The sequence below is a fragment of the Bacillus sp. FSL K6-1145 genome (assembly GCF_038003425.1).
GTDB classification, from domain to species: domain Bacteria; phylum Bacillota; class Bacilli; order Bacillales; family Bacillaceae; genus Bacillus; species Bacillus pumilus.
The window spans coordinates 20120-45093 of sequence record NZ_JBBOPC010000001.1 but is presented as its reverse complement, the minus strand read 5'-3'; the positions used below and the strand labels follow the sequence as shown (position 1 = coordinate 45093).

The window sequence follows — 24974 nt, the reverse complement described above, 5'->3', positions numbered from 1 at the left end:
GCTTCCGATTCAGCGGAAGCCTTTTCTCATTTTTTATTTAAAAATGACAGACAGAACAAACAGTCTCCCTCTTTACGTATGCTTCCATAATGTACATTGCAAATATGGAAGCCCTCCTGATATAACCGAGCCAGATTATCATGACCTTCTCCTATATCAGAATGACCTGGTTTCTGAGCAGAATCATTCTCTGTCTCAGACGATTTGTCCCGATCGGACTGATCCAGACGTTCACGCAAGTGCTGATTCTCCATCTGCAGCTGATGATTTTCTTCAATCACTTCACCGATATGATTTTTCAAATCACCTAACTGGCGATAAAGAGAACCAATTTGTTCTTCTAAATTGATCACCGTATCAAATAGTTCCTTTTTATCCAAGGTGGCACACCTCGTTACTCAGTTGTTTGTGCAGATACAACGCCTTCTTGTAATAATTCTTCCCAAGTATATTCTACCACTTTTTCTTGCCCGGTTAATTCAACTTGCAAAATTCGTTCTAAAATGTTGAGCCCTACTACCTTTGCAGAGCCACTAGATGTTTGAATCGTTTCACCGATATCCGGCAATTGTTCTTTCGCTGTTTCATACTCATCATTCTCATATTTCAAGCAGCACATCAAACGACCGCAAAGCCCTGAAATTTTTGTGGGATTTAGCGACAGGTTTTGATCTTTTGCCATCTTAATGGATACTGGTTCAAAGTCTCCTAAGAATGTCGAACAGCAAAGCATTCGCCCGCAAGGTCCTATGCCACCCAGCATTTTTGCCTCGTCTCTTACACCAATCTGGCGAAGTTCAATTCTCGTTTTGAAGATCGATGCAAGATCCTTCACTAGCTCACGGAAATCTACTCTGCCATCCGCTGTGAAGTAGAAAATGACCTTGTTTCGGTCAAATGTAAATTCAACATCAACCAGCTTCATTTCAAGACCGTGTTCACTTACCTTCTGAAGACATGTATCAAAGGCTGTCATCGCTGCTTCTTTGTTTTCCTCAACGATGAGTCGGTCTCGTTCGTCTGCTACACGAATCACCTTACGCAGAGGAAGAACGACATCGTGTTCATCTACTTTTTTATTAGCGATGACCACTTGTCCGTACTCAACTCCTCTGACCGTCTCTACAATGACACAACTATCATTTTCTATATGAAATCCATTAGGATCGAAATAATAGATTTTGCCCGCTTTTTTAAAGCGAACACCAATTACGTTGTACAAGCTTATCCCTCCTGCAACATCAACACCAATTGCTCCATCAGCCCTTGGGCATTCACGTTGGATTGAAGTCTCTTTTTCGCTTCTAATACAGCAAGGATCTGGTTCGTCACCATCTGCTGTGTGGAATGCAGCGCGTGCTGCTTCATTGTCTGGAATAAGTCTTGATAAATGACTTTATCTTCATTTCCTATTTGAATCGACAATACATCACGATATATAAATAAAAGCATATCCAGACCTGTTTCTTGAAGGTCTTTCTCTTTGAAAAAAGGCATCCATTGATCCTGTATATAAAAAAATGCATGTTCTTTTCGCTGGTGTAAGACTTCATACAATTTTATCACTTTCGCTCTAGACTCTGCAAACTGATCATTTCGACTTAATTCGAGTGCTTCTGCTAAATTGTTGGTTAAATTCGACAAAAGCCTTGCAAGATGCTGAGATACGCCTTCTTGTAATAGCTGCTGCTCCAAGGATTGTGGCTGCAGCGGCTGAAAGCTGAGCATCTGACATCTTGAAATAATCGTATCCAACATTTTATGCGATTGCTCAGTGATTAAAATTGCCATCGTTTCCCGGTTAGGCTCCTCTAGGAACTTTAATAAACTGTTCGCGGCATTAACCGTCATTTTGTCCGCATGAAGAATGATATACATTTTTCGGTGAGATTCCACACCTGCTTTTGTAAATTCCTCTTGCAATGCCTGTACTTGCGCTTTCTTAATTGATTGACCATCAGGCTGCACGAGATGTAAATCGGGATGGTTACCTGACTCAATCCTCTTGCAGTTTTGACAGGATTCACACGGTTTCACTCCTGATTCCAAGCAAAAAAAACTCTTAGCCAAAAGCATCGCAGCTTCCCGCTTACCAGTACCCTTTTTTCCTTCAAATAAGTAGGCATGCGCAAGTCGATCTTTATCAATACTATTAAAAATCAGCCGCATGACGCGCGGCTGCAACTCATTCATGTCATCCCAGCTAATTGCCATGTTATCACTCTCTATGTGTAAAGGTTAATCAATAAACCTTTTATTTCTCCAATACGTTCAAGCAAATCAATAGATGGCTTCTCTTGGTCCATCATATCCTCTGTTAATTCAATCAGCTTTTCATCTAATGCTTTGACTAAAGCGAGTGTACGCGTGTTGCCATAAATGTCAAAGCTTCTTGATGTTTCTATATTTAATCCATTATCGACTGTCTCTTTCACAAAGCGCTTCACAAGACCTTTAAACCTAGCCAAGTCCTTTAAGTTTCGTGACTTTGTCAGCTTTTTACCGAACACTTCGATATCACTCAGCATAACCGTCAGCTGCTCTAAGCGCATTTTGCCGCTTTGCGTCTCCATCGATGCTTTAAAAGAGGCAGATGACTGGCTTCCTTTCATGCCTTGGAGTTCACGCTTTTCTAAAAGCAGCCGCATATCTTGATTAATTTTCACAGCAACCCATCCTTAGAATTGATGAAATTGTTCAACTGGCAGAATAAAGACAGTAGCTCCACCAACTTCAACCTCAACAGGGTATGGTACATATGAATCTGCGTTACCACCCATTGGAGATACAGGTGCAATCATTTGATCACGTTTACGGCAATTTTCTTTTATAAGCTGTAACGCTTTATCCACTCGGACATCATCACAACCAATGATAAAAGTCGTATTCCCAGACTTTAAAAACCCACCAGTTGAAGCTAATTTTGTCACGCCGAATTGATGTTCAGTCAATATTTTCAACAACTTGCTGCTATCTTGGTCCTGTACAACGGCAACAATTAATTTCATTTGATTGGCCTCCTTTGTTTTAGGCACAGGTGACATGCCGATGTCTTCCTCTATATTATAACAACGATTGGGAATGAGGTCATTTTTGATTTTTCTTTAATGTGTCCTGAATCACTCGAAGTACTTCTTCATAGACATCTTGCATTGGCTGAGAAGCATCCACTACATGGAATCGTTCTGGTGATTGCGCAATAAGTAGTTCATAGCCTTCTCTGACCAACTGGTGGAAATTCAGCGTCTCCATGTCTAATCGATTCTTTTCTCTTCCTTGATTGGCGTGAATTCGCTTTAGCCCTTCCTCAGGTGTAATGGAAAAGTAAATCGTCATTTGCGGCATCGTGCCATCAATAGCAAAGTCGTTAATTGATCTGACTTGGTCAATTCCAAGCCCTCTCGCATAGCCTTGATAAGCAAGAGAGCTATCAACAAAACGATCACACAAGACTGTCTCTCCACGCTGCAATGCCGGTTCTACCTTTTCAGCCAAATGCTGCCTTCTTGCTGCTGCATACAGCAATGCCTCTGTTTTCGCGTCCATTTTTGTATTTTTTTCATTTAAAATGACTTCACGGATCTGTTCAGCAATGTCAATCCCACCCGGCTCGCGTGTCGCCATCACTGCATATCCTTGACGTTCCATTTCTTCGTACACTTTTCGTATCACTGTCGTTTTTCCGGCACCCTCTGGCCCTTCAAACGTAATAAACATACCACTCATAGTGTCTCCTCTTCTATATAAACATATAATTTTCTCTGATGAATGACCTGACTTGCTTGAATATGAACCTCGTGACCAAGCAAGCGGCTTAACGCCTCAATTTGTTCTTTTTCAATACGCTCTCCCTTAATCATCAAAGGAATTCCAGGTGGATAGGGAATAATGGATTCTGCACTCATCCGGCCTGCTGCATGTTCAAATGGGACAGCCTCTATGTCTTGATTTTGTACATCAGTCTCAATAGATATCGTCTCATTTTGGATATGTTTTTTTCCTTTGAGCAATGAATCACTTTGCTTAAGAGCCTGCTCGATCCGCTTGAAAGGAACGTTCTGCCTCTGTTCTAAGCTAAGTACAAGTAAAACCTGATGTTCGTCCGCAAGCTCTGGATGAACATCCACTGATTCAAGCACCTGCTTTAGTTCGTAACCAGTCAGTCCTTTTGTTGATCGAATGACGCATTTTAAAGGATCGGAATGTAGCGAGTCAGGTTCAACCACTTCAAGATGGGTCAGACGGTTGAACTGATCTTTCAGCTCTGTCAGTTCTTTCATGATTACATCCAATGTCCCTTTTCCTTTGATCTCCTCGACATAAGCTCTTGCTACATCTAATGAGGCCATAATTGGATAAGAGGGCGAACTACTTTGAAGCATCGTGAGCAAGGTTTTCAAACGCTTCGCATCGATTCGGTCCCCTTGAAGATGAAGATAGGAACCCATCGTCATTGCCGGAAGGGTTTTATGTGCTGATTGTACCACCACGTCCGCTCCATAGGAAAGAGCAGATGGAGGAAAGGCACCGGCTAAGACAAAATGCGCACCATGTGCCTCATCAACCAAAACAACCATACCTGCTTCATGACACATGTGAATCAGCTTTGATAAATCAGCTGCGTGTCCGTAGTAGTTCGGATAAGTCAAAACGATTGCCCGGCAATGAGGATGTTTTGCTATGGCTTTTCTCACTGTATCATCCGTCACATGTGTTGGAACGTGCAAGTGTGCGTCTATCTCAGCGTCTATCAAAATAGGCGTTGCCCCTGCAAGCTCGATCGCATGAAAGACAGACTTATGGCAATTACGCTGGACAAAAATCTCGTCTCCCGTGCGGCATGCTGTCATCACCATCGCCAAATTTCCGACTGTTGTGCCATTCACAAGGAAGAAGCTTTGACCTGAACCATATAGCTTAGTCAATAAATGTTCTGCCTCTTGGATGACCCCAGTCGGGTGATGAAGATCATCTAGGCCTTCAAGCTCCGTCACATCCAATTGAAGGATTGAAGCATAGTGAGACCGTGCCTCATCAAAAAAGACATCTCCATTGTGATGTCCTGGAACGTGAAAAGAATAAGGCTTCTTTTCCGCATGCTGTGCTAATGCTGTATATAAAGGTGTTCTCAAACAAATCGACCCTTTTCACTTTAACGATATCTTAAGTCTATTATAACGTTCAAACAAGTGAACCGAAAGATGGTTTCTCATTCCTTTATTGGATTCGCCAACTGCTGCTCTGCCTCATACATTCTGCTTTTCAATTGAGCTCGCTCTTGGCTTCCATGCTCTTTCACCTGTAATGTTTCCTGTAATGTTTCAGCTAATTGACGTTGAACCTTTTTCAACGTATCTATAGGGGCTAAAGATGCCTCTTCAAGAATCTGCCCCTGCTGTTTCGATACATTTTCATATGTTTTTTGGATTCGGTTCTCAAGAGCTGAATTGGCCCGCTGCTGAATATGTGTTAATGCAATCGACATTTGGTTGATCCATAGAGGAATAGATGCTGAAACAGTTGATTGAATGTGATTGGCCAATGTATGATTCGTATGCTGGATCATCCGAATTTGAGCATTACATTGCAATGCAATTTGCCGGCTTAACAGCAAATCATACTTTCGTTCCTTTAGTCTCTCCACATACTCTTCTTCATTGACTTCTTGACTCATCAATTGCTCCTCTAACGTCCGTTCAACAGAAAGTTGCGTTTCTGAAAGAGGCTGCTGCTCTAACGTTGTCATTTTCGCTTCAACTGCGGCAACCTGCATCGTCATCTCTTGAAAATATGTTTGATTTTCTTCAAATAAACGCTCTAATAATATATGATCCGAGATTAATACACCTCTTGCATAACGAAGCCTTGCGGACAATCTCTCGATCTGTGATTTTGCATGTTGAAATCGTGATATGATCTCCTGAATAGATCGCTTATCCCGTTGAAACCATTTCAAAAAAAAGCCCTGTTTCTTTGGCACTAAATCCTCAGGCTCCACTACTTGCAGCTGCTGCAAAAAGGCTTCAAGCACGTCTCCTATTTGATCGATATCTTTTTTCTCAACATATTTCATCATCTGTTGTGATTGTTCCAATAGTCGTTCCTGCACACGTGTACCATAGAAAAGGAGCTTTTGCGGATTTTCAGGGATCTGCTGAGCTCGCTGCACAGCTTCTTTTTTCTCTTCATCAGATAAGGTATCAAACACCCGAAACTGAAGATCTGTATTGGAGGCAAGTGATGTTGTGGCGCGATCTTCCGGTTTCATCGAGTTTGACTCCTTTCATCTATTTCTTCATCATTTTATCAGCTACTTCAAGCTCAATATGAAGAGCCTCTATATCTCTTCCTAACACTTGCTGCAAATCATTCGTCAATTGCTTTTGCAGCTCTGTCAATGTCACTCGGGTTTGGCTCAATGTCATTTCCAGCTCATGACTACGATTAGGCTGATTATACAAGAGTGCATATTTCTCAGTTAGTTCAACGACAGAATCCAAGCTTTCAAAATAAAAACGCTGTGCATCATAAAATCGATTAGGCTCTTTTTTTGTTATTGTATAGATTCGTCGTGCAAGCCGAAAAACTTCATAATTATGTTTGATCGTTTGTACGTTTTTCACAGCAAATAAAGCTTTTTTTAAACGCACAAGCTTTTGTCCTGCTTCTTTTAAATGCTGTTTGATATATACATAATCACTACGAGACAGTCCGTGTTTCTTTAAAAACAATTGGAAAGCAGTCCATCTGCTCCCCACAAACATCACGCCCCACCCAATCATCGCATACAGTATCGATAATCCAACATGATGATGGAAAACCCCTATACTGACGGTTAAAATCACAAGCGAAAAAAAAGTAGAGAGGATGGCCCATATAAATGTATAAAAGATTGATTTCATGTTCATCGACTCCTATGAATAATCAGGCTCTCTGTTTATCTTATTATGAATTACGGATGATGTCCAAACTAAGTTCCAAAAAACAAGCCCAATCCTTCATAGCTCATAAAAAAAGACCATCTAGCGGTCTATGAATACAAAGGCGGCGTATGAAGATTTTTAAGCTTTCTCACATAATCGGAATAGCTAGGATCCGAGGTCGATGTAGAAATTAACTTTCGCTCACAGTCTCGGCACAAAAACTGATGATATAAATAAATTCCCTTTGTCTTTTTCTCTTCACAAATCAAACAAATCGCTTCTCGCTCTTTTTTGCTCATTGTGACACCTCCACTTATAGCTTCAGTATGCCCTAGTGCTTTCAATTGTATACAAAATTAAGAATGTTTCAGATGGTAGTTTAGTATATGTATCCATGTCAGATCGGGTGTTTGTTCCTTTTCTTAAAAAACAAAAAAGACCAGTTCCGTATGGAACTGATCCTTATACAAGCTTGGCGGCGTCCTACTCTCACAGGGGGAGACCCCCAACTACCATCGGCGCTGAAGAGCTTAACTTCCGTGTTCGGTATGGGAACGGGTGTGACCTCTTCGCTATCGCCACCAAACCTGATGGAGAGAATGTTCTCTCAAAACTAGATAACAATGTTCAAGCTTCACATTAGAATATAGGTTAAGTCCTCGATCTATTAGTATCTGTCAGCTCCACGTGTCACCACGCTTCCACCTCAGACCTATCAACCTGATCATCTTTCAGGGATCTTACTTCCTTGCGGAATGGGAAATCTCATCTTGAGGGGGGCTTCATGCTTAGATGCTTTCAGCACTTATCCCGTCCGCACATAGCTACCCAGCGATGCCCTTGGCAGAACAACTGGTACACCAGCGGTGCGTCCATCCCGGTCCTCTCGTACTAAGGACAGCTCCTCTCAAATTTCCTGCGCCCGCGACGGATAGGGACCGAACTGTCTCACGACGTTCTGAACCCAGCTCGCGTACCGCTTTAATGGGCGAACAGCCCAACCCTTGGGACCGACTACAGCCCCAGGATGCGATGAGCCGACATCGAGGTGCCAAACCTCCCCGTCGATGTGGACTCTTGGGGGAGATAAGCCTGTTATCCCCGGGGTAGCTTTTATCCGTTGAGCGATGGCCCTTCCATGCGGAACCACCGGATCACTAAGCCCGACTTTCGTCCCTGCTCGACTTGTAGGTCTCGCAGTCAAGCTCCCTTGTGCCTTTACACTCTGCGAATGATTTCCAACCATTCTGAGGGAACCTTTGGGCGCCTCCGTTACATTTTAGGAGGCGACCGCCCCAGTCAAACTGCCCACCTGACACTGTCTCCCTGCCCGATAAGGGCAGCGGGTTAGAAGGTCAATACAGCCAGGGTAGTATCCCACCGATGCCTCCACCGAAGCTAGCGCTCCGGTTTCCAAGGCTCCTACCTATCCTGTACAAGCTGTACCAACATTCAATATCAGGCTGCAGTAAAGCTCCACGGGGTCTTTCCGTCCTGTCGCGGGTAACCTGCATCTTCACAGGTACTATAATTTCACCGAGTCTCTCGTTGAGACAGTGCCCAGATCGTTGCGCCTTTCGTGCGGGTCGGAACTTACCCGACAAGGAATTTCGCTACCTTAGGACCGTTATAGTTACGGCCGCCGTTTACTGGGGCTTCAATTCGCACCTTCGCTTACGCTAAGCGCTCCTCTTAACCTTCCAGCACCGGGCAGGCGTCAGCCCCTATACTTCGCCTTACGGCTTCGCAGAGACCTGTGTTTTTGCTAAACAGTCGCCTGGGCCTATTCACTGCGGCTTCTCGGGGCTTTAACACCCTAAGAAGCACCCCTTCTCCCGAAGTTACGGGGTCATTTTGCCGAGTTCCTTAACGAGAGTTCTCTCGATCACCTTAGGATTCTCTCCTCGCCTACCTGTGTCGGTTTGCGGTACGGGCACCTCTCACCTCGCTAGAGGCTTTTCTTGGCAGTGTGGAATCAGGAACTTCGCTACTAAATTTCGCTCGCCATCACAGCTCAGCCTTTATGGGAAACGGATTTGCCTATTTCCCAGCCTAACTGCTTGGACGCGGATATCCAATACCGCGCTTACCCTATCCTCCTGCGTCCCCCCATTGCTCAAATGGTGAGGAGGTGGTACAGGAATATCAACCTGTTGTCCATCGCCTACGCCTTTCGGCCTCGGCTTAGGTCCCGACTAACCCTGAGCGGACGAGCCTTCCTCAGGAAACCTTAGGCATTCGGTGGACGGGATTCTCACCCGTCTTTCGCTACTCATACCGGCATTCTCACTTCTAAGCGCTCCACCAGTCCTTCCGGTCTGACTTCACAGCACTTAGAACGCTCTCCTACCACTGTTCGTAAGAACAGTCCGCAGCTTCGGTGATACGTTTAGCCCCGGTACATTTTCGGCGCAGAGTCACTCGACCAGTGAGCTATTACGCACTCTTTAAATGGTGGCTGCTTCTAAGCCAACATCCTGGTTGTCTAAGCAACTCCACATCCTTTTCCACTTAACGTATACTTTGGGACCTTAGCTGGCGGTCTGGGCTGTTTCCCTTTCGACTACGGATCTTATCACTCGCAGTCTGACTCCCAAGGATAAGTCATCGGCATTCGGAGTTTGACTGAATTCGGTAACCCGGTAGGGGCCCCTAGTCCAATCAGTGCTCTACCTCCGAGACTCTTACCTTGAGGCTAGCCCTAAAGCTATTTCGGAGAGAACCAGCTATCTCCAGGTTCGATTGGCATTTCACCCCTACCCACACCTCATCCCCGCACTTTTCAACGTGCGTGGGTTCGGGCCTCCATTCAGTGTTACCTGAACTTCACCCTGGACATGGGTAGATCACCTGGTTTCGGGTCTACGACCACGTACTCATGCGCCCTATTCAGACTCGCTTTCGCTGCGGCTCCGCATCTTCTGCTTAACCTTGCACGGGATCGTAACTCGCCGGTTCATTCTACAAAAGGCACGCCATCACCCTTTAACGGGCTCTGACTACTTGTAGGCACACGGTTTCAGGATCTATTTCACTCCCCTTCCGGGGTGCTTTTCACCTTTCCCTCACGGTACTGGTTCACTATCGGTCACTAGGGAGTATTTAGCCTTGGGAGATGGTCCTCCCGGATTCCGACGGAATTTCACGTGTTCCGCCGTACTCAGGATCCACTCTGGAGAGAACAACATTTCAGTTACAGGGCTGTTACCTTCTTTGGCGGGCCTTTCCAGACCTCTTCGCTTATATCGTTCCTTTGTAACTCCGTATAGAGTGTCCTACAACCCCAAGAGGCAAGCCTCTTGGTTTGGGCTGTTCCCGTTTCGCTCGCCGCTACTCAGGGAATCGCATTTGCTTTCTCTTCCTCCGGGTACTTAGATGTTTCAGTTCCCCGGGTATGCCTTCTCATACTCTATGTATTCAAGTATGGATACTACTCCATTACGAGCAGTGGGTTTCCCCATTCGGAAATCTCCGGATCAAAGCTTGCTTACAGCTCCCCGAAGCATATCGGTGTTCGTCCCGTCCTTCATCGGCTCCTAGTGCCAAGGCATCCACCGTGCGCCCTTTCTAACTTAACCATTTCTTACTTTAGAAAGAATCACTATGTGTGATGAACTTTGCATTGCATTCAATGTGAATGTATTACTTATTGTTATCTAGTTTTCAAAGAACACGTTGGTGGAGCCTAGCGGGATCGAACCGCTGACCTCCTGCGTGCAAGGCAGGCGCTCTCCCAGCTGAGCTAAGGCCCCGATTTAATAGAAGATGGTGGGCCTGAGTGGACTCGAACCACCGACCTCACGCTTATCAGGCGTGCGCTCTAACCAGCTGAGCTACAGGCCCATCTTTCATATCGAAGATATGATGTTGTAGGATCTTTTGCAAGTTCCTTCAAAACTAAACAAGACGAAAACGCACACTGCTCCATATATCCTTAGAAAGGAGGTGATCCAGCCGCACCTTCCGATACGGCTACCTTGTTACGACTTCACCCCAATCATCTGCCCCACCTTCGGCGGCTGGCTCCATAAAGGTTACCTCACCGACTTCGGGTGTTGCAAACTCTCGTGGTGTGACGGGCGGTGTGTACAAGGCCCGGGAACGTATTCACCGCGGCATGCTGATCCGCGATTACTAGCGATTCCAGCTTCACGCAGTCGAGTTGCAGACTGCGATCCGAACTGAGAACAGATTTATGGGATTGGCTAAACCTTGCGGTCTCGCAGCCCTTTGTTCTGTCCATTGTAGCACGTGTGTAGCCCAGGTCATAAGGGGCATGATGATTTGACGTCATCCCCACCTTCCTCCGGTTTGTCACCGGCAGTCACCTTAGAGTGCCCAACTAAATGCTGGCAACTAAGATCAAGGGTTGCGCTCGTTGCGGGACTTAACCCAACATCTCACGACACGAGCTGACGACAACCATGCACCACCTGTCACTCTGTCCCCGAAGGGAAAGCCCTATCTCTAGGGTTGTCAGAGGATGTCAAGACCTGGTAAGGTTCTTCGCGTTGCTTCGAATTAAACCACATGCTCCACCGCTTGTGCGGGCCCCCGTCAATTCCTTTGAGTTTCAGTCTTGCGACCGTACTCCCCAGGCGGAGTGCTTAATGCGTTAGCTGCAGCACTAAGGGGCGGAAACCCCCTAACACTTAGCACTCATCGTTTACGGCGTGGACTACCAGGGTATCTAATCCTGTTCGCTCCCCACGCTTTCGCTCCTCAGCGTCAGTTACAGACCAGAGAGTCGCCTTCGCCACTGGTGTTCCTCCACATCTCTACGCATTTCACCGCTACACGTGGAATTCCACTCTCCTCTTCTGCACTCAAGTTTCCCAGTTTCCAATGACCCTCCCCGGTTGAGCCGGGGGCTTTCACATCAGACTTAAGAAACCGCCTGCGAGCCCTTTACGCCCAATAATTCCGGACAACGCTTGCCACCTACGTATTACCGCGGCTGCTGGCACGTAGTTAGCCGTGGCTTTCTGGTTAGGTACCGTCAAGGTGCGAGCAGTTACTCTCGCACTTGTTCTTCCCTAACAACAGAGCTTTACGATCCGAAAACCTTCATCACTCACGCGGCGTTGCTCCGTCAGACTTTCGTCCATTGCGGAAGATTCCCTACTGCTGCCTCCCGTAGGAGTCTGGGCCGTGTCTCAGTCCCAGTGTGGCCGATCACCCTCTCAGGTCGGCTACGCATCGTCGCCTTGGTGAGCCATTACCCCACCAACTAGCTAATGCGCCGCGGGTCCATCTGTAAGTGACAGCCGAAACCGTCTTTCATCCTTGAACCATGCGGTTCAAGGAACTATCCGGTATTAGCTCCGGTTTCCCGGAGTTATCCCAGTCTTACAGGCAGGTTACCCACGTGTTACTCACCCGTCCGCCGCTAACATCCGGGAGCAAGCTCCCTTCTGTCCGCTCGACTTGCATGTATTAGGCACGCCGCCAGCGTTCGTCCTGAGCCAGGATCAAACTCTCCGAAAAAGTACAAAACCGAAGTTTTGTTTTTCGTCAGCGTTTGACTGACTACCTATGATATAACATAGGATTTTTTTATAAAAACTCGAATTAACAGGTACGTTTTGTCTTGTTTAGTTTTCAAAGAACTTGTTTACCGCTTCAGAAGCGACTAGAACATCATATCATATTTAAATTGTTGATGTCAACAACTTTTTTGTTATCATGTTATTTCGTTTCTTCGTCATCAGCGACGTATATTAATTTACCACCATACGGGATCAAAGTCAACAATATTTCTCATTAAATAATAAATTTTTCAATTACGACTAAAGCTGCTACGCCTGGGATGCCCAATAGACCACTGATTCCACTTGTTACAGGGTTAATAGAGACATGTAATCCTAGACTCTCACCAAATAGATTGAGGCAAAATAAAAAAAGAGCACCTGCCACAAACTTTATTCCGATCAGCCCTAACCATTTGATGGGGTTCGCTTGAACACCTGACATAAACAACAATAATACAGCAAGCAAAATTGACCCGATCACAATAACAGGTTCCATAATCCTCTCATCTCCTCTTCATATGAATAGTACAAGCATATGAGAGGACTATGTAAAATAGACCTGCTATCTCCAGTTGTTTAAACGTAAATTCCTCTTTTTCGCTTCTCTTAGATAGAAAAAGTACTTCGCTTGAGCAAGCTTTAATTCGAATAGAATGTCCGGTGAAGGATCAACGCTATTTGCGACAAGCTTTTTTTGTCTGTTCCATTCTTCCTTTTGCTTAAAAAGCTGTTGAATTAATTTCTCATCGAATTCTTTTCGAATTGATTTTCTGCGAAGAAAACCCATGTACCGTACTTCTCCTTCCTACATCTCACGTCTGCCCTCTAGAGCTTTAGACAGTGTGACTTCATCCGCATACTCTAAGTCTCCACCTACTGGTAGTCCGTGAGCAATACGAGAGAGTTTAATTCCTGATGGTTTCAACAATCTAGAGATATACATGGCTGTAGCCTCTCCTTCAATGTTTGGATTCGTTGCAAGGATTACCTCTGTCACTTGATCGTCTTGCAATCTTTTTAACAGGTCAGGAATTTTAATGTCCTCTGGGCCAATGCCATCCATTGGCGAAATGGCACCATGAAGCACATGATATAAGCCGTTGTATTCTTTCATCTTTTCCATTGCGATCACATCTTTTGGATCTTGTACTACACAGATAACAGATTGATCTCTTCTTGTATCTTCACAAATATAGCAAGGATCTTGATCTGTGATATGGCCGCATACGGAGCAATTAGTTAAATTACGCTTTGCGTTAACAAGCGCCTTCGCGAAATCTAGTACGACATCTTCCTGCATACTAAGAACAAAAAAAGCCAGACGGACCGCGGTTTTCGGTCCGATTCCTGGCAATTTCATAAAGCTGTCTATCAGCTTTGATATTGGTTCAGGATATTGCATCTTCAGTTATTCCTCCTAGAATAAACCTGGCATGTTCATTCCTTTTGTGAATTGACCCATTGTTTCATTTGTTAGCTCATCAACTTTTTTCAATGCATCGTTTGTCGCTGCAAGTACAAGATCTTGAAGCATATCGATATCTTCTGGATCAACAACTTCTTCATTGATTGCTACATCAACAACTTCTTTTTGTCCATTTACTTTTACAGTGACCATACCGCCACCTGCTGTACCTTCAAGGACTTTTTCTGCAAGCTCTTCTTGAGCCTTAGCCATATCCTTTTGCATTTTTTGCATTTGTTTCATCATTTTTTGCATATTTCCCATTCCACCGCGCATATGAACACCACTCTCTTTCATTTTTATTAATCTTTAATTTCTATTAAATCGGTTCCTACTAACTTCTTTGCTTCTGCAATCAATGGATCCTCTTCAGCAGAAGTCCCCTGACCATCTGCCTGTTCATCCGGCTGATGATCTCTTAAAAATTCTTCTCTTATTTTACCCCATTGAGCGTCAGGAACGCCAACTAATTCCACTCTTTTCCCTAACATAGACTCTAATAGCTGCTCAAGGTTGGTTCGAACACCACTTTTATCTTCAGCAACCATTTTACAGTGTATTTCAAACTTGAATTTTAAAACAAAGGCATGAGTAGCAGCAGCAACTGGTTCACTATCCGTTAATAGTGCAGCGTGAGACACCTTATTCTGCTGTTTCAAGTGGGCAAGGAGTTCTCCCCACTTACCTTTAATTTTTTCTAGCTCTGGACGTTTTGCCTCTTTTAGAATTTCGTGAATTCGACCGACAGGTGCACGGTATCCATTTTTGTTACTCGTTTGTGGTCGAGGTGCTTCCTTTTTTTCTTGAGGATGATGAGAATGAGACATTGGCACACCCTCAGCTCTTATCCTAGATAGCTCCTGTTCCAACCTGTCTATTTTATCCGTTAGCGTCGTTAAATCAGCGTTAGCATGAGCTTGTGGTATTCCAGCCGTTGACTGACATAGCTTGACAACAGCTACCTCAAAGAAAATCCTTGGATGATTCGTCCATTTCATTTCTTGGTGACTTTTATTCAGCACTTCAATTGTTTCATATAGAAATTGAGGTGTCACACGATCCGAAAGCGTCACGAAATTTTCATCGACCTTTACCTTTTCAAGGACCCCTTCCAGATCTGGTGCTGTTTTATAAAGCAGCATATCTCTAAAGTAAAAAATCATGTCCTCTATTAATTTAGCAGCATCTTTCCCCTGCTGAAGTAATTCATTTAAGGTATCTAACGCCACGGCAATATTTTGATCAAAAATTGCTTCGGCTAGCTGACTAATGAATTGCTGAGAAACAGCTCCTGTAATGAGCAGCGCATCATCAATTGTCAGTTGCTCACCACTAAATGAAATTGCTTGATCTAAGAGGCTTAGTGCATCACGCATACCACCATCAGCTGCACTAGCGATAATCTCGAGCGAGCCCTCTTGGACATTTAGGCTTTCTGCATCTACAATTTTCTGCATTCTTCCAACAATATCTTTTGTCGTGATTCGTTTAAAATCAAATCTCTGACAACGAGATATGATGGTAAGAGGAATCTTATGAGGCTCTGTGGTAGCCAAAATAAAGATACAATGAGCGGGCGGCTCCTCTAACGTTTTAAGGAGGGCATTAAACGCCCCGATAGAGAGCATATGTACTTCATCTATAATATAAACCTTATATGTAACCGCCGAAGGAGCAAATTTCACTTTATCACGTATATCACGGATTTCATCTACTCCGTTGTTTGAGGCAGCATCTATTTCGATCACATCTGAAATCGAGCCGTTTGTAATCCCTTTACAGGCATCACATTCATTACAAGGTTCACTCACAGGTGACTTTTCACAGTTCACTGCCTTCGCAAAGATTTTAGCAGCGCTTGTTTTACCTGTTCCTCTAGGACCTGAAAATAAGTAAGCATGAGAAAACTTCTTCTGCAAAAGGGCATTTTGCAACGTTTTTGTGATGTGTTCTTGTCCAACAACATCCTCAAAAACTTGAGGTCTGAACACTCGATACAAAGCTTGATAACTCACAAATACGCCCTCCTCCATTTATCATCTTTTTTATTATACATGATGCACCGATCAATTCAAAAGCACACCTTTATTTTCTAATAAACGAAAATGATGATTTCAACTATAGTTTTTCTACTTCTATGAACCAAAAACCTGTTTTCTAGATTTTCGAATTGATCTGCCACACCACGAGGAACACTAGTTCCCGCTGCGATTAATAAAAAACAAAAAAACTCTAAAAAGATTTTTTGGCTATTTGTATAAACAAAGCAGCTGAACTATTCTTTAAACAGCAACAAAAAACTCACCTAGATTAACTAGATGAGTTACATTTAATATTGATTTACCGTGCACCTTCTGTCGATTCGCTACCCCAAGCGTTACTTAAACAGTTAGCTCGGCCCAGGCAACCCTGCGGCACATGAGAGGTTTCACTTAATGCTGCTTCCTTCCGGACCTGACATGGTTCATGAATTCCCATTGCGCAGGACCCAGACGTCAACACCACTTATTTAAGGCAGACCTTGAAGTAAACGAACCTTGAGAAGGGATTCGGCCTCGCTAGAGCGGATTGCGAGTACAGGGCACCGCTACCTCCCCGCTTAGCACGGCAAAATGAATATTAAATTGTTAGTGACGCAGACATAAGTATACCTTCTTATAGCCGAAATTGCAAACGACATCCATTCATTTACTTTTGGCTTGTTTCTTTCGCTGACGGAGATTTCGGAAGAACTGACTTAACAGCTCACCACACTCATTTTCAAGTACACCACCAATGACTTCAGACTGATGATTGAACCGTTCATCATCCAGTAAATTCATTAAAGTACCTGCACATCCACCTTTTGGATCGTATGCACCAAAAACGACCTTTTTCACTCTAGAAAGGACAATCGCTCCCGCACACATAGGACATGGTTCAAGCGTCACATAAAGTACAGCATCCTCTAAACGCCAGCTTCCAGTCGTTTTACACGCTTCATCAATGGCAAGTAATTCTGCATGTGCAATTGAACGCTGCTCTGTTTCCCTTAAATTATGAGCTCGGCTCACAATTTGGTCATCAACAACGATGATGGCACCGATTGGTACTTCTCCTATTTGTTCTGCTTTTAAGGCTTCAGAAATAGCTTCTTGCATAAACTGTTCATCTCTCGTCATAGCACGGCTCTCTTTTCATGTTTTTTAAAAGGATATTGAGGTTAACATATTAGCACAATCTTTTAAAGGGGGTCTTACTTTGTCAAAGCACCAAAAGGCACTGCTTATTATCGACATGATTAATAATTTTGATTTTGAAATGGGACATGTGCTCGCTGATAAAACAGAGCAAATGACCAATAAGATTTTAGCTCTTAAAGATCATGCTTTCAAGGAAAATTGGCCGATCATCTATATCAACGACCACTATGGTCTCTGGAAGGCTGATATTCAAGCTGTGATGGAAACATGCAAAAATGAAAGAAGCGCCCCTATTTTAGAGAAAATGGCACCATCTAAAGATGATTACTTCTTAATTAAACCGAAGCATTCTGCCTTCTATGGAACTGCATTAGAGACACTCTTAAATGAATTAGGTGTACAAGACATCATTTTGACCGGAATTGCAGGAAACATTTGCGTTCTGTTCACTGCAAATGACGCATACATGCGAGAATACAACTTAATTGTACCTGAAGATTGTATCGCATCAAATGACGACAGAGACAACGAATATGCTTTAACGATGATGGAGAACGTTCTACTAGCAAAAATCACCACTGCTAAAGAGATCACGAATGAAAATCAAACATGATTTATCCATAACCCTCATAAATTGTTAGCAATAACAAAGGGGGCGTTGACTATTCAAATTTATGTTGTCAAAAGAGGAGATACTTTAAACGAAATTGCCATGCGTTTTAAAACAACAGTCAATGAAATCATCCGTACCAACGATATTGAAACACCAAATCAACTCGTCATTGGACAAACAATTGTCATTCCAATTAGAGGTCAATTTTATGAGGTCAAACAAAATGACACACTTTATCAAATTGGAAGACGATTTCGAATTTCAGTGGAAGAGTTGGCACGTGTGAATAGAATACGGCCTGAAGCGATACTTCCTATTCGCTTCTTGCTCTATATTCCTCAAAGACCGAAAAGGAACATTAATTCGAATGCTTACATTGAACCACGGGGAAATCAAGTCAGTGAAAACTTAAAACAAGCAGCTAGAGAGGCCTCTCCATATTTAACGCATTTAGGCGCCTTTAGTTTTCAAGCGCAAAGAGATGGAACACTGAAAGAACCACCGTTAGATCAGCTACCTCAAATAGCCGCTCAGAGCAGAACCGTTTTATCCATGGTGGTGACTAACCTAGAGAATGATAAATTCAGTGATGAACTTGGGCAAATTCTTTTGAATAACCAATCTGTCAAAGCCACATTTTTAAATGAAATCGTTCGTGTTGCAAAAAAGTATCAATTAAAAGAAATCCATTTTGATTTTGAATATTTACGTCCCGCTGATAAAGATGCCTACATTCAATTTTTAAGAGAGGCAACAACCCGCTTCCATCAAGAAGGATGGACAATATCTGTTGCACTTGCCCCTAAAACAAGTAGTCAGCAAAAGGGAAAATGGTATGAAGCTCATGACTATGAAGCCATTGGGAAGATCGTCGATCATGTTGTATTAATGACCTACGAATGGGGATACAGCGGCGGCCCTGCGCAAGCAGTCTCTCCCATTGGACCTGTCCGCCAAGTCATTGAATATGCACTGACCGTTATGCCAGCCAATAAAATTGTTATGGGCCAGAACTTATACGGCTATGATTGGACGCTTCCTTACGTTCAAGGCGGCCCTATTGCTAAAGCTGTCAGTCCCCAACAAGCGATTGCAATTGCTAGAAATAATAATGCCTCCATTCTATATGACGAAACAGCACAAGCACCTTATTTTCGTTATACAGATGCCAATAATAAAGAGCACGAGGTATGGTTCGAAGATGCTAGATCAATTCAAGCAAAGTTCAACCTCATCAAAGAGTTAAACTTGAACGGAATTGCTTATTGGAAATTAGGTCTATCCTTCCCTCAAAATTGGCTCTTATTATCAGATCAATTCAATATTGAAAAAAGAACGACATCGTAATCCGTTCGCTCTATCTCTCGGCAGGGGTATGGTACAATATACATTGGTTTGACAACTTTATAGATAGAGGAGAACGCCTATGTATCCTGCCCCTTTTATTGCAGTGGAAGGCCCAATTGGAGCCGGAAAAACAACTTTGGCTACAATGCTTGCGAAGGAATTTCAATTTCCTTTAGTAAAAGAGATTGTAGAAGAAAATCCATTCTTAGATAAATTTTATGAAGATATGGAACAATGGAGCTTTCAGCTTGAGATGTTCTTTTTATGCAATCGGTTCAAACAATTAGAATCTATTCAAGAAAACTATGTGAATCAACAGCAGCCGATTGTCACTGATTATCATGTCTATAAAAATATGATATTTGCAGAAAGAACATTATCAAAAAAGCACATGGACAAATATAGAAAGATCTATCACCTACTAACAGATGATCTTCCTAAACCAAATGCCATCATCTATATAAAAGCCAGCCTTCCTACCTTACTTGAAAGAATACAGATGAGAGGACGCTCTTTTGAAGAAGACATTGAACCGGCTTATTTAAAAACACTCATTGAAGATTATGAGCTGGCCATTGAACATTTAAAACAGACTGACCCAGGGCTTCCTATCATTACAATTGAAGGAGATCATACAGACTTCGTTTCCTCACAGCAAGATTACCAGCAAATTGTACAGAACATAAAGGAGCAAGTGCTATGAACAATATCGAAATACCAAAGGATGCAGTGATCACAATCGCCGGGACTGTTGGTGTCGGAAAATCAACTATGACTAAAACAATAGCGGACAAGCTAGGCTTTCAAACCTCTCTTGAAAAAGTAGATGATAACCCATACTTAGAGCCCTTTTATTCAGATTTCCAAAGATGGAGCTTCCATTTACAGGTCTATTTCCTAGCTGAGCGTTTTAAGGAGCAAAAGCGGATTTTTGAATCTGGTGGAGGGTATGTGCAAGATCGTTCAATTTATGAGGACACTGGCATTTTCGCAAAAATGCATGCGGACAAAGGTACGATGTCTGAAGTAGATTATGAAACGTATACGAGTCTATTCGAGGCAATGGTGATGACACCTTACTTCCCTCACCCTGATGTTCTCATCTATTTGCACGGGGATTTAAATCATATTTTACATCGTATTGAGGAACGCGGCAGAGAGATGGAAACTCAAACGGATCGAGCCTATTGGGAAGAAATGTACACTCGATACACGGAATGGATTGAACAATTCGATTTATGCCCAGTGATTAAAATTAACATTGAAGATTACGACTTACTTCATGATGAAAGCTCACTTGATCCCATTCTTCATGAAATAGCTTCTGTTATTCAAAAAAATCGCTCTAAAACAAAATAAAAAAACCGCTGCATTTCGCGAATGCAGCGGTTTGACAATTCCAATTTTTATGCTTGCGTTTCAATTCAACTAAGGTAAAAAATCAATATGGCGGAGGAAGAGGGATTCGAACCCCCGCGGGCTTTGACACCCCTGTCGGTTTTCAAGACCGATCCCTTCAGCCGGACTTGGGTATTCCTCCGTATCGACAAGAATTAATATACCATATCAATTTATTTCAAGTCAACATCTTTTCGAAAAAAATTTCAATAAGTTATTTTGGCATGAGAATCTGCCCATAAAAAAGCAGCCATCGACGGCTGCTCTTGATCTATTTTGTATCCTGTCTAATCTCTTCAATAAAATGATTCATCTCTTCTTTAAACTCATTTAATGATTCAATAATTTTCGTAAAGTCTGTCACTTGTTTTGCTTGTTCATTTGTTGAACTGCTGATTTGTGAGATGTTTTCAGACAAAGTGCCAATGCTGTCTTGGATCTCTTTTAAGAAGGTATTAATGGTTTCAGCCGCTTCCTTTGAGCCATCTGATAATTTACGAACTTCATCAGCTACGACAGCAAACCCTTTTCCATTCTCTCCTGCTCTTGCTGCTTCAATTGCAGCATTTAGGCCTAGCAAATTGGTTTGTCTAGCAATCCCGCCAATGGTTTTGACGACTTCTTCAATATTTGCAGATTTCTCTTCCGCTCTTCCTGCCTGTTCGCTTATTTCTAAACTTGTGGCAGCCAGCTCTTGTGAATGCGCAGCAATTTGCTCAATTCCACTTTGAAGTTCTTTCGCTACATCATTGATATGCTCCATATAACCGCTTAACTTCTTTTCACGATGATGTGAAAAAGCCACTAAAAAAGAGCCAATTACTTTTCTATTTTCATCAAAAATCGGGTAACCTTTTACTGCAATTTCATAACCATATAAAGACTCTGGTAAATGACCGTCATATTCTTGTCCTCTTAATGTCGTCGCCACGTTTTGGTCTTCTGGGTTCAATGGGTCCCCAATCTTCATGCCAAAATCTATTGTGTTAGACGGATAGTAACAAAGCACCTTCTCTGTATCAGTGATGCCGAAAAGGATACTTTCATCTAGAACTTTCCTAACTAATTGAGCCATTTCAACATAATAGTCAAGCCTATTCAAGGTTATTCCTTCTTTCCTAGAAGCTTTTAGTATTTCTATCGGCTAAATTTAGGAAAACTGTAGGACTTTTGGGAAAAAGAAATAAGATGCCATAGCGGCATCTTATTTCATGACTTCTTTATTTCCCATATAAGGACGCAGTACTTCAGGGATGATCACAGTGCCGTCCTCTTGCTGATAGTTTTCTAAAATGGCCGCCACGGTTCTTCCTACTGCTAAACCAGATCCATTTAATGTGTGCACATGCTCTGGCTTGGCTTTAGGTTCTGGACGGAATCGAATGTTTGCACGTCTTGCTTGGAATGCTTCAAAGTTACTGCAAGAAGAAATTTCACGATACGTATCTTGGCTCGGAATCCATACTTCGATGTCGTATTTCTTTGCAGCCGTGAATCCTAAATCTCCCGTACACATGCTCATGACACGGTATGGCAGGTTTAATAACTGAAGGACTTTTTCTGCTTGATTTGTTAGTTTCTCTAATTCTTCATAAGAATCTTCAGGTCTTACAAATTTCACAAGCTCTACCTTATTAAACTGATGCTGACGGATGAGTCCGCGTGTATCTCTGCCGGCAGATCCAGCCTCTGATCTAAAGCAAGCACTGAATGCTGCATAATTGATTGGCAGCTGTTCCCCTTCAAGAATTTCATCACGGTGCATGTTGGTAATAGGTACTTCAGCTGTTGGAATGAGGAAATAATCCTCTTCACGGATTTTAAAGGCATCCTCTTCGAATTTTGGAAGCTGTCCAGTCCCTGTCATGCTTGCTCTATTGACCATGTAAGGAGGAAGCACTTCAGTAAAACCAAACTCATCTACATGCAAATCGAGCATAAAGTTGTATAGTGCACGCTCTAAGCGTGCGCCAAGCCCTTTATAAAAAACGAAACGGCTTCCTGTGACTTTTCCTGCACGTTCAAAATCGAGAATGTTTAGTTCATCCGCTACGTCCCAATGTGGCTTTGGCTCAAATGAGAATGCCGGCTGTTCGCCCCATTTTCTCACTTCCACGTTGTCATCTTCTGTTTCCCCAACGGGTACAGTGTCATGAGGGATATTCGGAATAGAGAATAAGATGTGCTGCAAGCTTTCTTCTACTGTTCTTAGCTCATCATCCAGCTTCTTAATCTCATCTCCTACCTCACGCATTTCTTGAATAATGTGATCGGCGTCTTTCTTTTCTCTTTTCAGAACAGCCACTTGCTGTGATACTTCATTTCTTCGGCTCTTTAATTCTTCTGTTTTTCCGATTAGTTCTCTTCTTTTTTGATCCAACTCACCAAACTTATCAAAATCCGCTAAATCTTCGCCTCGGTGTGCTAATTTTTCTTTGATTTGATCAAAGTCCGTGCGCAGTTGTTTAATATCCAGCATGTATAACACTCCTTTTTTTATCGAAAAATAAAAAGAGCCCTCATCCCATGAAAGGGACGAGAGCTCTCGCGTTGCCACCCTGATTGAAAACATGCAGAAGCATGCTTTCCTCTTTCCTCTGTAACGGTATCACCGTAAATGCTTACTTCACGTGTTTCAGCATTTCGCTCAAGGATGGATTCAGACTGCATCTTTCACCGATTCGCACCAACCATCGGCTCTCTGAGAAAGAGGGGCTTCTTACTATTTCCCGTCAACGCTTTTTCGATCTTTGATTGTGATTTTAATGTACTATAAGTTTTATCTCTTTTCAACCGTTTTATACAGCGAGCTTCGTTTTATAGGACTTCACCATTTCAACAAACAGCTGTGTTAACCGGTGGTCGTCTGTCAGCTCTGGATGAAAAGAACAGCCTAAGATATTGTTTTTCTTCGCCATCACAATCCTGCCATCATATTCAGCCATGATGTCTACGCTCTCATCTGCGCTGATGATATGAGGCGCACGGATGAACACTCCTGTAAACGGCGCATCCAGTCCTTTTACTTCTAATTCTGCTTCAAAGCTGTCTACCTGTCTGCCAAATGAATTCCGTGCAACAGATACATTTAACAGTCCAAGATGAGCATCGTCTCGATCTTCTATATGCTTTGCCAGCATAATCAAACCGGCACATGTTCCGAAAATCGGTTTCCCTTCTGCAGCGAACGCTTTGATCGGTTCAATGAATTGGTACGTATCCATGAGTCTTCTCATCGTCGTGCTTTCTCCACCAGGGATAATAAGACCGTCCACAGATGCTAGCTCTTCTGCTCGTTTGATGATCTTCCCTTCTGCAGCGCAAGCTTCAATCGATTGAATATGCTCTCTCACGGCTCCTTGAAGCCCTAGTACACCAATTGTTAGCATGTTCGTTTGCGCTCCCTTAATTACCAGCCACGCTCTTGCATACGCTCTTCTGGCAGTAGATTTGAGATTTCAATTCCTTTCATGGCTGTTCCAAGCTCTTTTGAAAGCTCTGCAATGAGACGGTAATCTGTGAAGTGAGTCGTTGCTTCAACAATTGCTTTTGCAAATTTCGCTGGATTGTCTGATTTAAAAATACCAGATCCAACAAATACACCGTCTGCTCCAAGCTGCATCATTAACGCAGCATCTGCTGGTGTCGCAACGCCTCCCGCTGCAAAGTTAACAACAGGGAGCTTGCCATCTTTTTTGATTTGAAGCAATAATTCATACGGTGCTCCTAGGTTCTTCGCTTCTGTCATCAGTTCATCTTCATTCATTGATGCTACTTTACGAATCTGAGCATTGACCTTTCTCATATGACGGACAGCTTCTACAATGTTGCCTGTTCCAGGCTCCCCTTTTGTACGAAGCATAGAAGCGCCTTCTGCGATACGACGGGTTGCTTCACCTAAATCACGGCAACCACAGACAAAAGGTACTGTGTATTCATTTTTATTTAAATGGAATTCCTCATCTGCGGGCGTCAGCACTTCACTCTCATCGATATAATCAACACCAAGTGCTTCAAGAACACGAGCCTCGACGATATGGCCGATACGTGCTTTTGCCATGACTGGAATCGTTACTGCATTTTGTACTTCTTCTACGATTCTTGGGTCTGCCATACGGGCAACACCGCCGGCTGCACGGATATCAGCTGGTACTCGTTCTAGCGCCATAACTGCCACCGCACCTGCTTCTTCTGCGATCTTCGCCTGTTCAGCATTGACGACATCCATAATGACGCCACCCTTTTGCATTTCTGCCATTCCACGTTTCACTCGTTCAGTTCCCTTATTGCTCACAATAGTTTCCTCCCATTTGTCAATTCGATTGATTTACCCCTTTATCATACAAGCGAGACAGTATAACAATAAAGAGAATAGTATAACAATTCAATCAGCCGAAAAAATAGCTTAAACCCTTGTATATAAACGATTACCTGCTAAAAATATGTCATTCCTTCTTTGAAGTGTCATTTACATGCTATAATGCAACTATAACAATTCAAATTCATGTATAACAA

23 protein-coding genes, 3 tRNA genes, 3 rRNA genes, 1 other RNA gene, 1 pseudogene and 1 other annotated feature are annotated in these 24974 nt (G+C 43.1%); of the genes and pseudogenes, 4 read left to right on the top strand and 27 right to left on the bottom strand.

Annotated elements, in window-relative coordinates:
* Nucleotides 1–26: 26 nt before the first annotated feature.
* The 22 genes from yabA to tadA form a co-directional block, all read right to left on the bottom strand.
* Nucleotides 27–380 (bottom strand): DNA replication initiation control protein YabA, encoded by a 354-nt coding sequence (gene yabA, locus MHH41_RS00235; protein WP_003217957.1) that lies wholly within the window; start codon nucleotides 378–380, stop codon nucleotides 27–29.
* 14 nt (nucleotides 381–394) lie between these two features.
* On the bottom strand, nucleotides 395–1222 hold the full coding sequence (locus MHH41_RS00230) for a PSP1 domain-containing protein (protein ID WP_003217932.1): 828 nt from the start codon (nucleotides 1220–1222) through the stop codon (nucleotides 395–397).
* Between the two features lie 2 nt (nucleotides 1223–1224).
* Nucleotides 1225–2214 carry a DNA polymerase III subunit delta' gene (gene holB, locus MHH41_RS00225; protein WP_050945801.1) on the bottom strand — a complete coding sequence of 330 codons (990 nt, stop codon included), beginning with the start codon at nucleotides 2212–2214 and terminating at the stop codon, nucleotides 1225–1227.
* 11 nt (nucleotides 2215–2225) lie between these two features.
* Nucleotides 2226–2666 (bottom strand): YaaR family protein, encoded by a 441-nt coding sequence (locus MHH41_RS00220; protein WP_050945802.1) that lies wholly within the window; start codon nucleotides 2664–2666, stop codon nucleotides 2226–2228.
* A gap of 12 nt (nucleotides 2667–2678) precedes the next feature.
* Nucleotides 2679–3008 carry a cyclic-di-AMP receptor gene (locus MHH41_RS00215; protein WP_012008640.1) on the bottom strand — a complete coding sequence of 110 codons (330 nt, stop codon included), beginning with the start codon at nucleotides 3006–3008 and terminating at the stop codon, nucleotides 2679–2681.
* A gap of 79 nt (nucleotides 3009–3087) precedes the next feature.
* The gene (gene tmk, locus MHH41_RS00210; protein ID WP_003217977.1) at nucleotides 3088–3726 is read right to left on the bottom strand and encodes a dTMP kinase; all 639 of its coding nucleotides are present in this window, start codon (nucleotides 3724–3726) and stop codon (nucleotides 3088–3090) included.
* Nucleotides 3723–5132: an aminotransferase class I/II-fold pyridoxal phosphate-dependent enzyme gene (locus tag MHH41_RS00205; RefSeq protein ID WP_106036300.1), complete on the bottom strand. Its 1410-nt coding sequence runs from the start codon at nucleotides 5130–5132 to the stop codon at nucleotides 3723–3725. The genes tmk and MHH41_RS00205 overlap by 4 nt, the downstream gene beginning before the upstream one ends.
* Before the next feature lie 77 nt (nucleotides 5133–5209).
* Nucleotides 5210–6268 (bottom strand): toxic anion resistance protein, encoded by a 1059-nt coding sequence (locus MHH41_RS00200; protein WP_340865321.1) that lies wholly within the window; start codon nucleotides 6266–6268, stop codon nucleotides 5210–5212.
* Between the two features lie 19 nt (nucleotides 6269–6287).
* Nucleotides 6288–6902 carry a 5-bromo-4-chloroindolyl phosphate hydrolysis family protein gene (locus tag MHH41_RS00195; RefSeq protein ID WP_212046568.1) on the bottom strand — a complete coding sequence of 205 codons (615 nt, stop codon included), beginning with the start codon at nucleotides 6900–6902 and terminating at the stop codon, nucleotides 6288–6290.
* 128 nt (nucleotides 6903–7030) lie between these two features.
* Entirely contained in the window at nucleotides 7031–7222 is a 192-nt protein-coding gene (locus MHH41_RS00190) for a sigma factor G inhibitor Gin (protein WP_003217973.1), read from the bottom strand.
* A 171-nt stretch (nucleotides 7223–7393) separates the two neighbouring features.
* A 5S ribosomal RNA gene (gene rrf / locus MHH41_RS00185) occupies nucleotides 7394–7509 on the bottom strand.
* Nucleotides 7510–7570: 61 nt separating this feature from the next.
* A 23S ribosomal RNA gene (locus MHH41_RS00180) occupies nucleotides 7571–10501 on the bottom strand.
* A gap of 98 nt (nucleotides 10502–10599) precedes the next feature.
* A tRNA-Ala gene (locus MHH41_RS00175) sits at nucleotides 10600–10675 on the bottom strand.
* A 14-nt stretch (nucleotides 10676–10689) separates the two neighbouring features.
* Nucleotides 10690–10766: transfer RNA gene (locus tag MHH41_RS00170), tRNA-Ile, on the bottom strand.
* Nucleotides 10767–10861: 95 nt separating this feature from the next.
* Nucleotides 10862–12410, bottom strand: a 16S ribosomal RNA gene (locus MHH41_RS00165).
* The 16S, 23S and 5S rRNA genes sit together here with 2 tRNA genes alongside, the layout of an rRNA operon.
* A gap of 276 nt (nucleotides 12411–12686) precedes the next feature.
* On the bottom strand, nucleotides 12687–12950 hold the full coding sequence (locus tag MHH41_RS00160; RefSeq protein ID WP_003218084.1) for a pro-sigmaK processing inhibitor BofA family protein: 264 nt from the start codon (nucleotides 12948–12950) through the stop codon (nucleotides 12687–12689).
* 66 nt (nucleotides 12951–13016) lie between these two features.
* Nucleotides 13017–13241, bottom strand: coding sequence for a YaaL family protein (locus MHH41_RS00155; protein WP_050945829.1), 225 nt, complete (start codon nucleotides 13239–13241; stop codon nucleotides 13017–13019).
* 18 nt (nucleotides 13242–13259) lie between these two features.
* Nucleotides 13260–13856 carry a recombination protein RecR gene (gene recR / locus MHH41_RS00150; RefSeq protein WP_050945828.1) on the bottom strand — a complete coding sequence of 199 codons (597 nt, stop codon included), beginning with the start codon at nucleotides 13854–13856 and terminating at the stop codon, nucleotides 13260–13262.
* 15 nt (nucleotides 13857–13871) lie between these two features.
* Nucleotides 13872–14195, bottom strand: a complete 324-nt coding sequence (locus MHH41_RS00145; protein WP_008342011.1) for a YbaB/EbfC family nucleoid-associated protein — start codon at nucleotides 14193–14195, stop codon at nucleotides 13872–13874.
* 26 nt (nucleotides 14196–14221) lie between these two features.
* Nucleotides 14222–15934 (bottom strand): DNA polymerase III subunit gamma/tau, encoded by a 1713-nt coding sequence (gene dnaX / locus MHH41_RS00140; RefSeq protein WP_003218100.1) that lies wholly within the window; start codon nucleotides 15932–15934, stop codon nucleotides 14222–14224.
* A 328-nt stretch (nucleotides 15935–16262) separates the two neighbouring features.
* An RNA gene (gene ffs / locus MHH41_RS00135) (signal recognition particle sRNA large type) lies at nucleotides 16263–16527 on the bottom strand.
* Between the two features lie 76 nt (nucleotides 16528–16603).
* Nucleotides 16604–17080 (bottom strand): tRNA adenosine(34) deaminase TadA, encoded by a 477-nt coding sequence (tadA, locus tag MHH41_RS00130; RefSeq protein ID WP_003218102.1) that lies wholly within the window; start codon nucleotides 17078–17080, stop codon nucleotides 16604–16606.
* Between the two features lie 79 nt (nucleotides 17081–17159).
* On the opposite strand from tadA, the gene MHH41_RS00125 reads away from it, so the two are divergent.
* The 4 genes from MHH41_RS00125 (at nucleotide 17160) to MHH41_RS00110 (ending at nucleotide 20420) form a co-directional block, all read left to right on the top strand.
* Complete coding sequence (locus MHH41_RS00125; RefSeq protein WP_003218117.1) at nucleotides 17160–17714, top strand: isochorismatase family cysteine hydrolase; 555 nt, start codon at nucleotides 17160–17162, stop codon at nucleotides 17712–17714.
* Nucleotides 17715–17813: 99 nt separating this feature from the next.
* Nucleotides 17814–19061, top strand: coding sequence for a glycosyl hydrolase family 18 protein (locus MHH41_RS00120; protein ID WP_233421750.1), 1248 nt, complete (start codon nucleotides 17814–17816; stop codon nucleotides 19059–19061).
* A 79-nt stretch (nucleotides 19062–19140) separates the two neighbouring features.
* Nucleotides 19141–19764, top strand: coding sequence for a deoxynucleoside kinase (locus MHH41_RS00115; protein WP_003218080.1), 624 nt, complete (start codon nucleotides 19141–19143; stop codon nucleotides 19762–19764).
* Entirely contained in the window at nucleotides 19761–20420 is a 660-nt protein-coding gene (locus tag MHH41_RS00110; RefSeq protein WP_012009062.1) for a deoxynucleoside kinase, read from the top strand. Before MHH41_RS00115 ends, MHH41_RS00110 begins: the two co-directional genes overlap by 4 nt.
* Nucleotides 20421–20508: 88 nt before the next feature.
* Here MHH41_RS00110 and MHH41_RS00105 read toward each other — a convergent pair.
* The 5 genes and pseudogenes from MHH41_RS00105 to pdxS all read right to left on the bottom strand — a co-directional run bounded on the left by MHH41_RS00105 (nucleotide 20509) and on the right by pdxS (nucleotide 24753).
* Nucleotides 20509–20601 (bottom strand) — tRNA-Ser (locus MHH41_RS00105).
* A 129-nt stretch (nucleotides 20602–20730) separates the two neighbouring features.
* Nucleotides 20731–21066: pseudogene (locus MHH41_RS18745) on the bottom strand (methyl-accepting chemotaxis protein); the annotation flags it as partial.
* Between the two features lie 597 nt (nucleotides 21067–21663).
* The gene (serS, locus tag MHH41_RS00095) at nucleotides 21664–22938 is read right to left on the bottom strand and encodes a serine--tRNA ligase (RefSeq protein WP_060595637.1); all 1275 of its coding nucleotides are present in this window, start codon (nucleotides 22936–22938) and stop codon (nucleotides 21664–21666) included.
* Nucleotides 22939–22987: 49 nt separating this feature from the next.
* Nucleotides 22988–23204, bottom strand: a binding site (T-box leader).
* Between the two features lie 53 nt (nucleotides 23205–23257).
* Nucleotides 23258–23848: a pyridoxal 5'-phosphate synthase glutaminase subunit PdxT gene (pdxT, locus tag MHH41_RS00090; protein WP_106030392.1), complete on the bottom strand. Its 591-nt coding sequence runs from the start codon at nucleotides 23846–23848 to the stop codon at nucleotides 23258–23260.
* 20 nt (nucleotides 23849–23868) lie between these two features.
* A complete protein-coding gene (gene pdxS, locus MHH41_RS00085; protein ID WP_003218112.1) occupies nucleotides 23869–24753 on the bottom strand; it encodes a pyridoxal 5'-phosphate synthase lyase subunit PdxS in 885 nt (294 codons plus the stop codon).
* Between the last annotated feature and the right edge of the window lie 221 nt (nucleotides 24754–24974).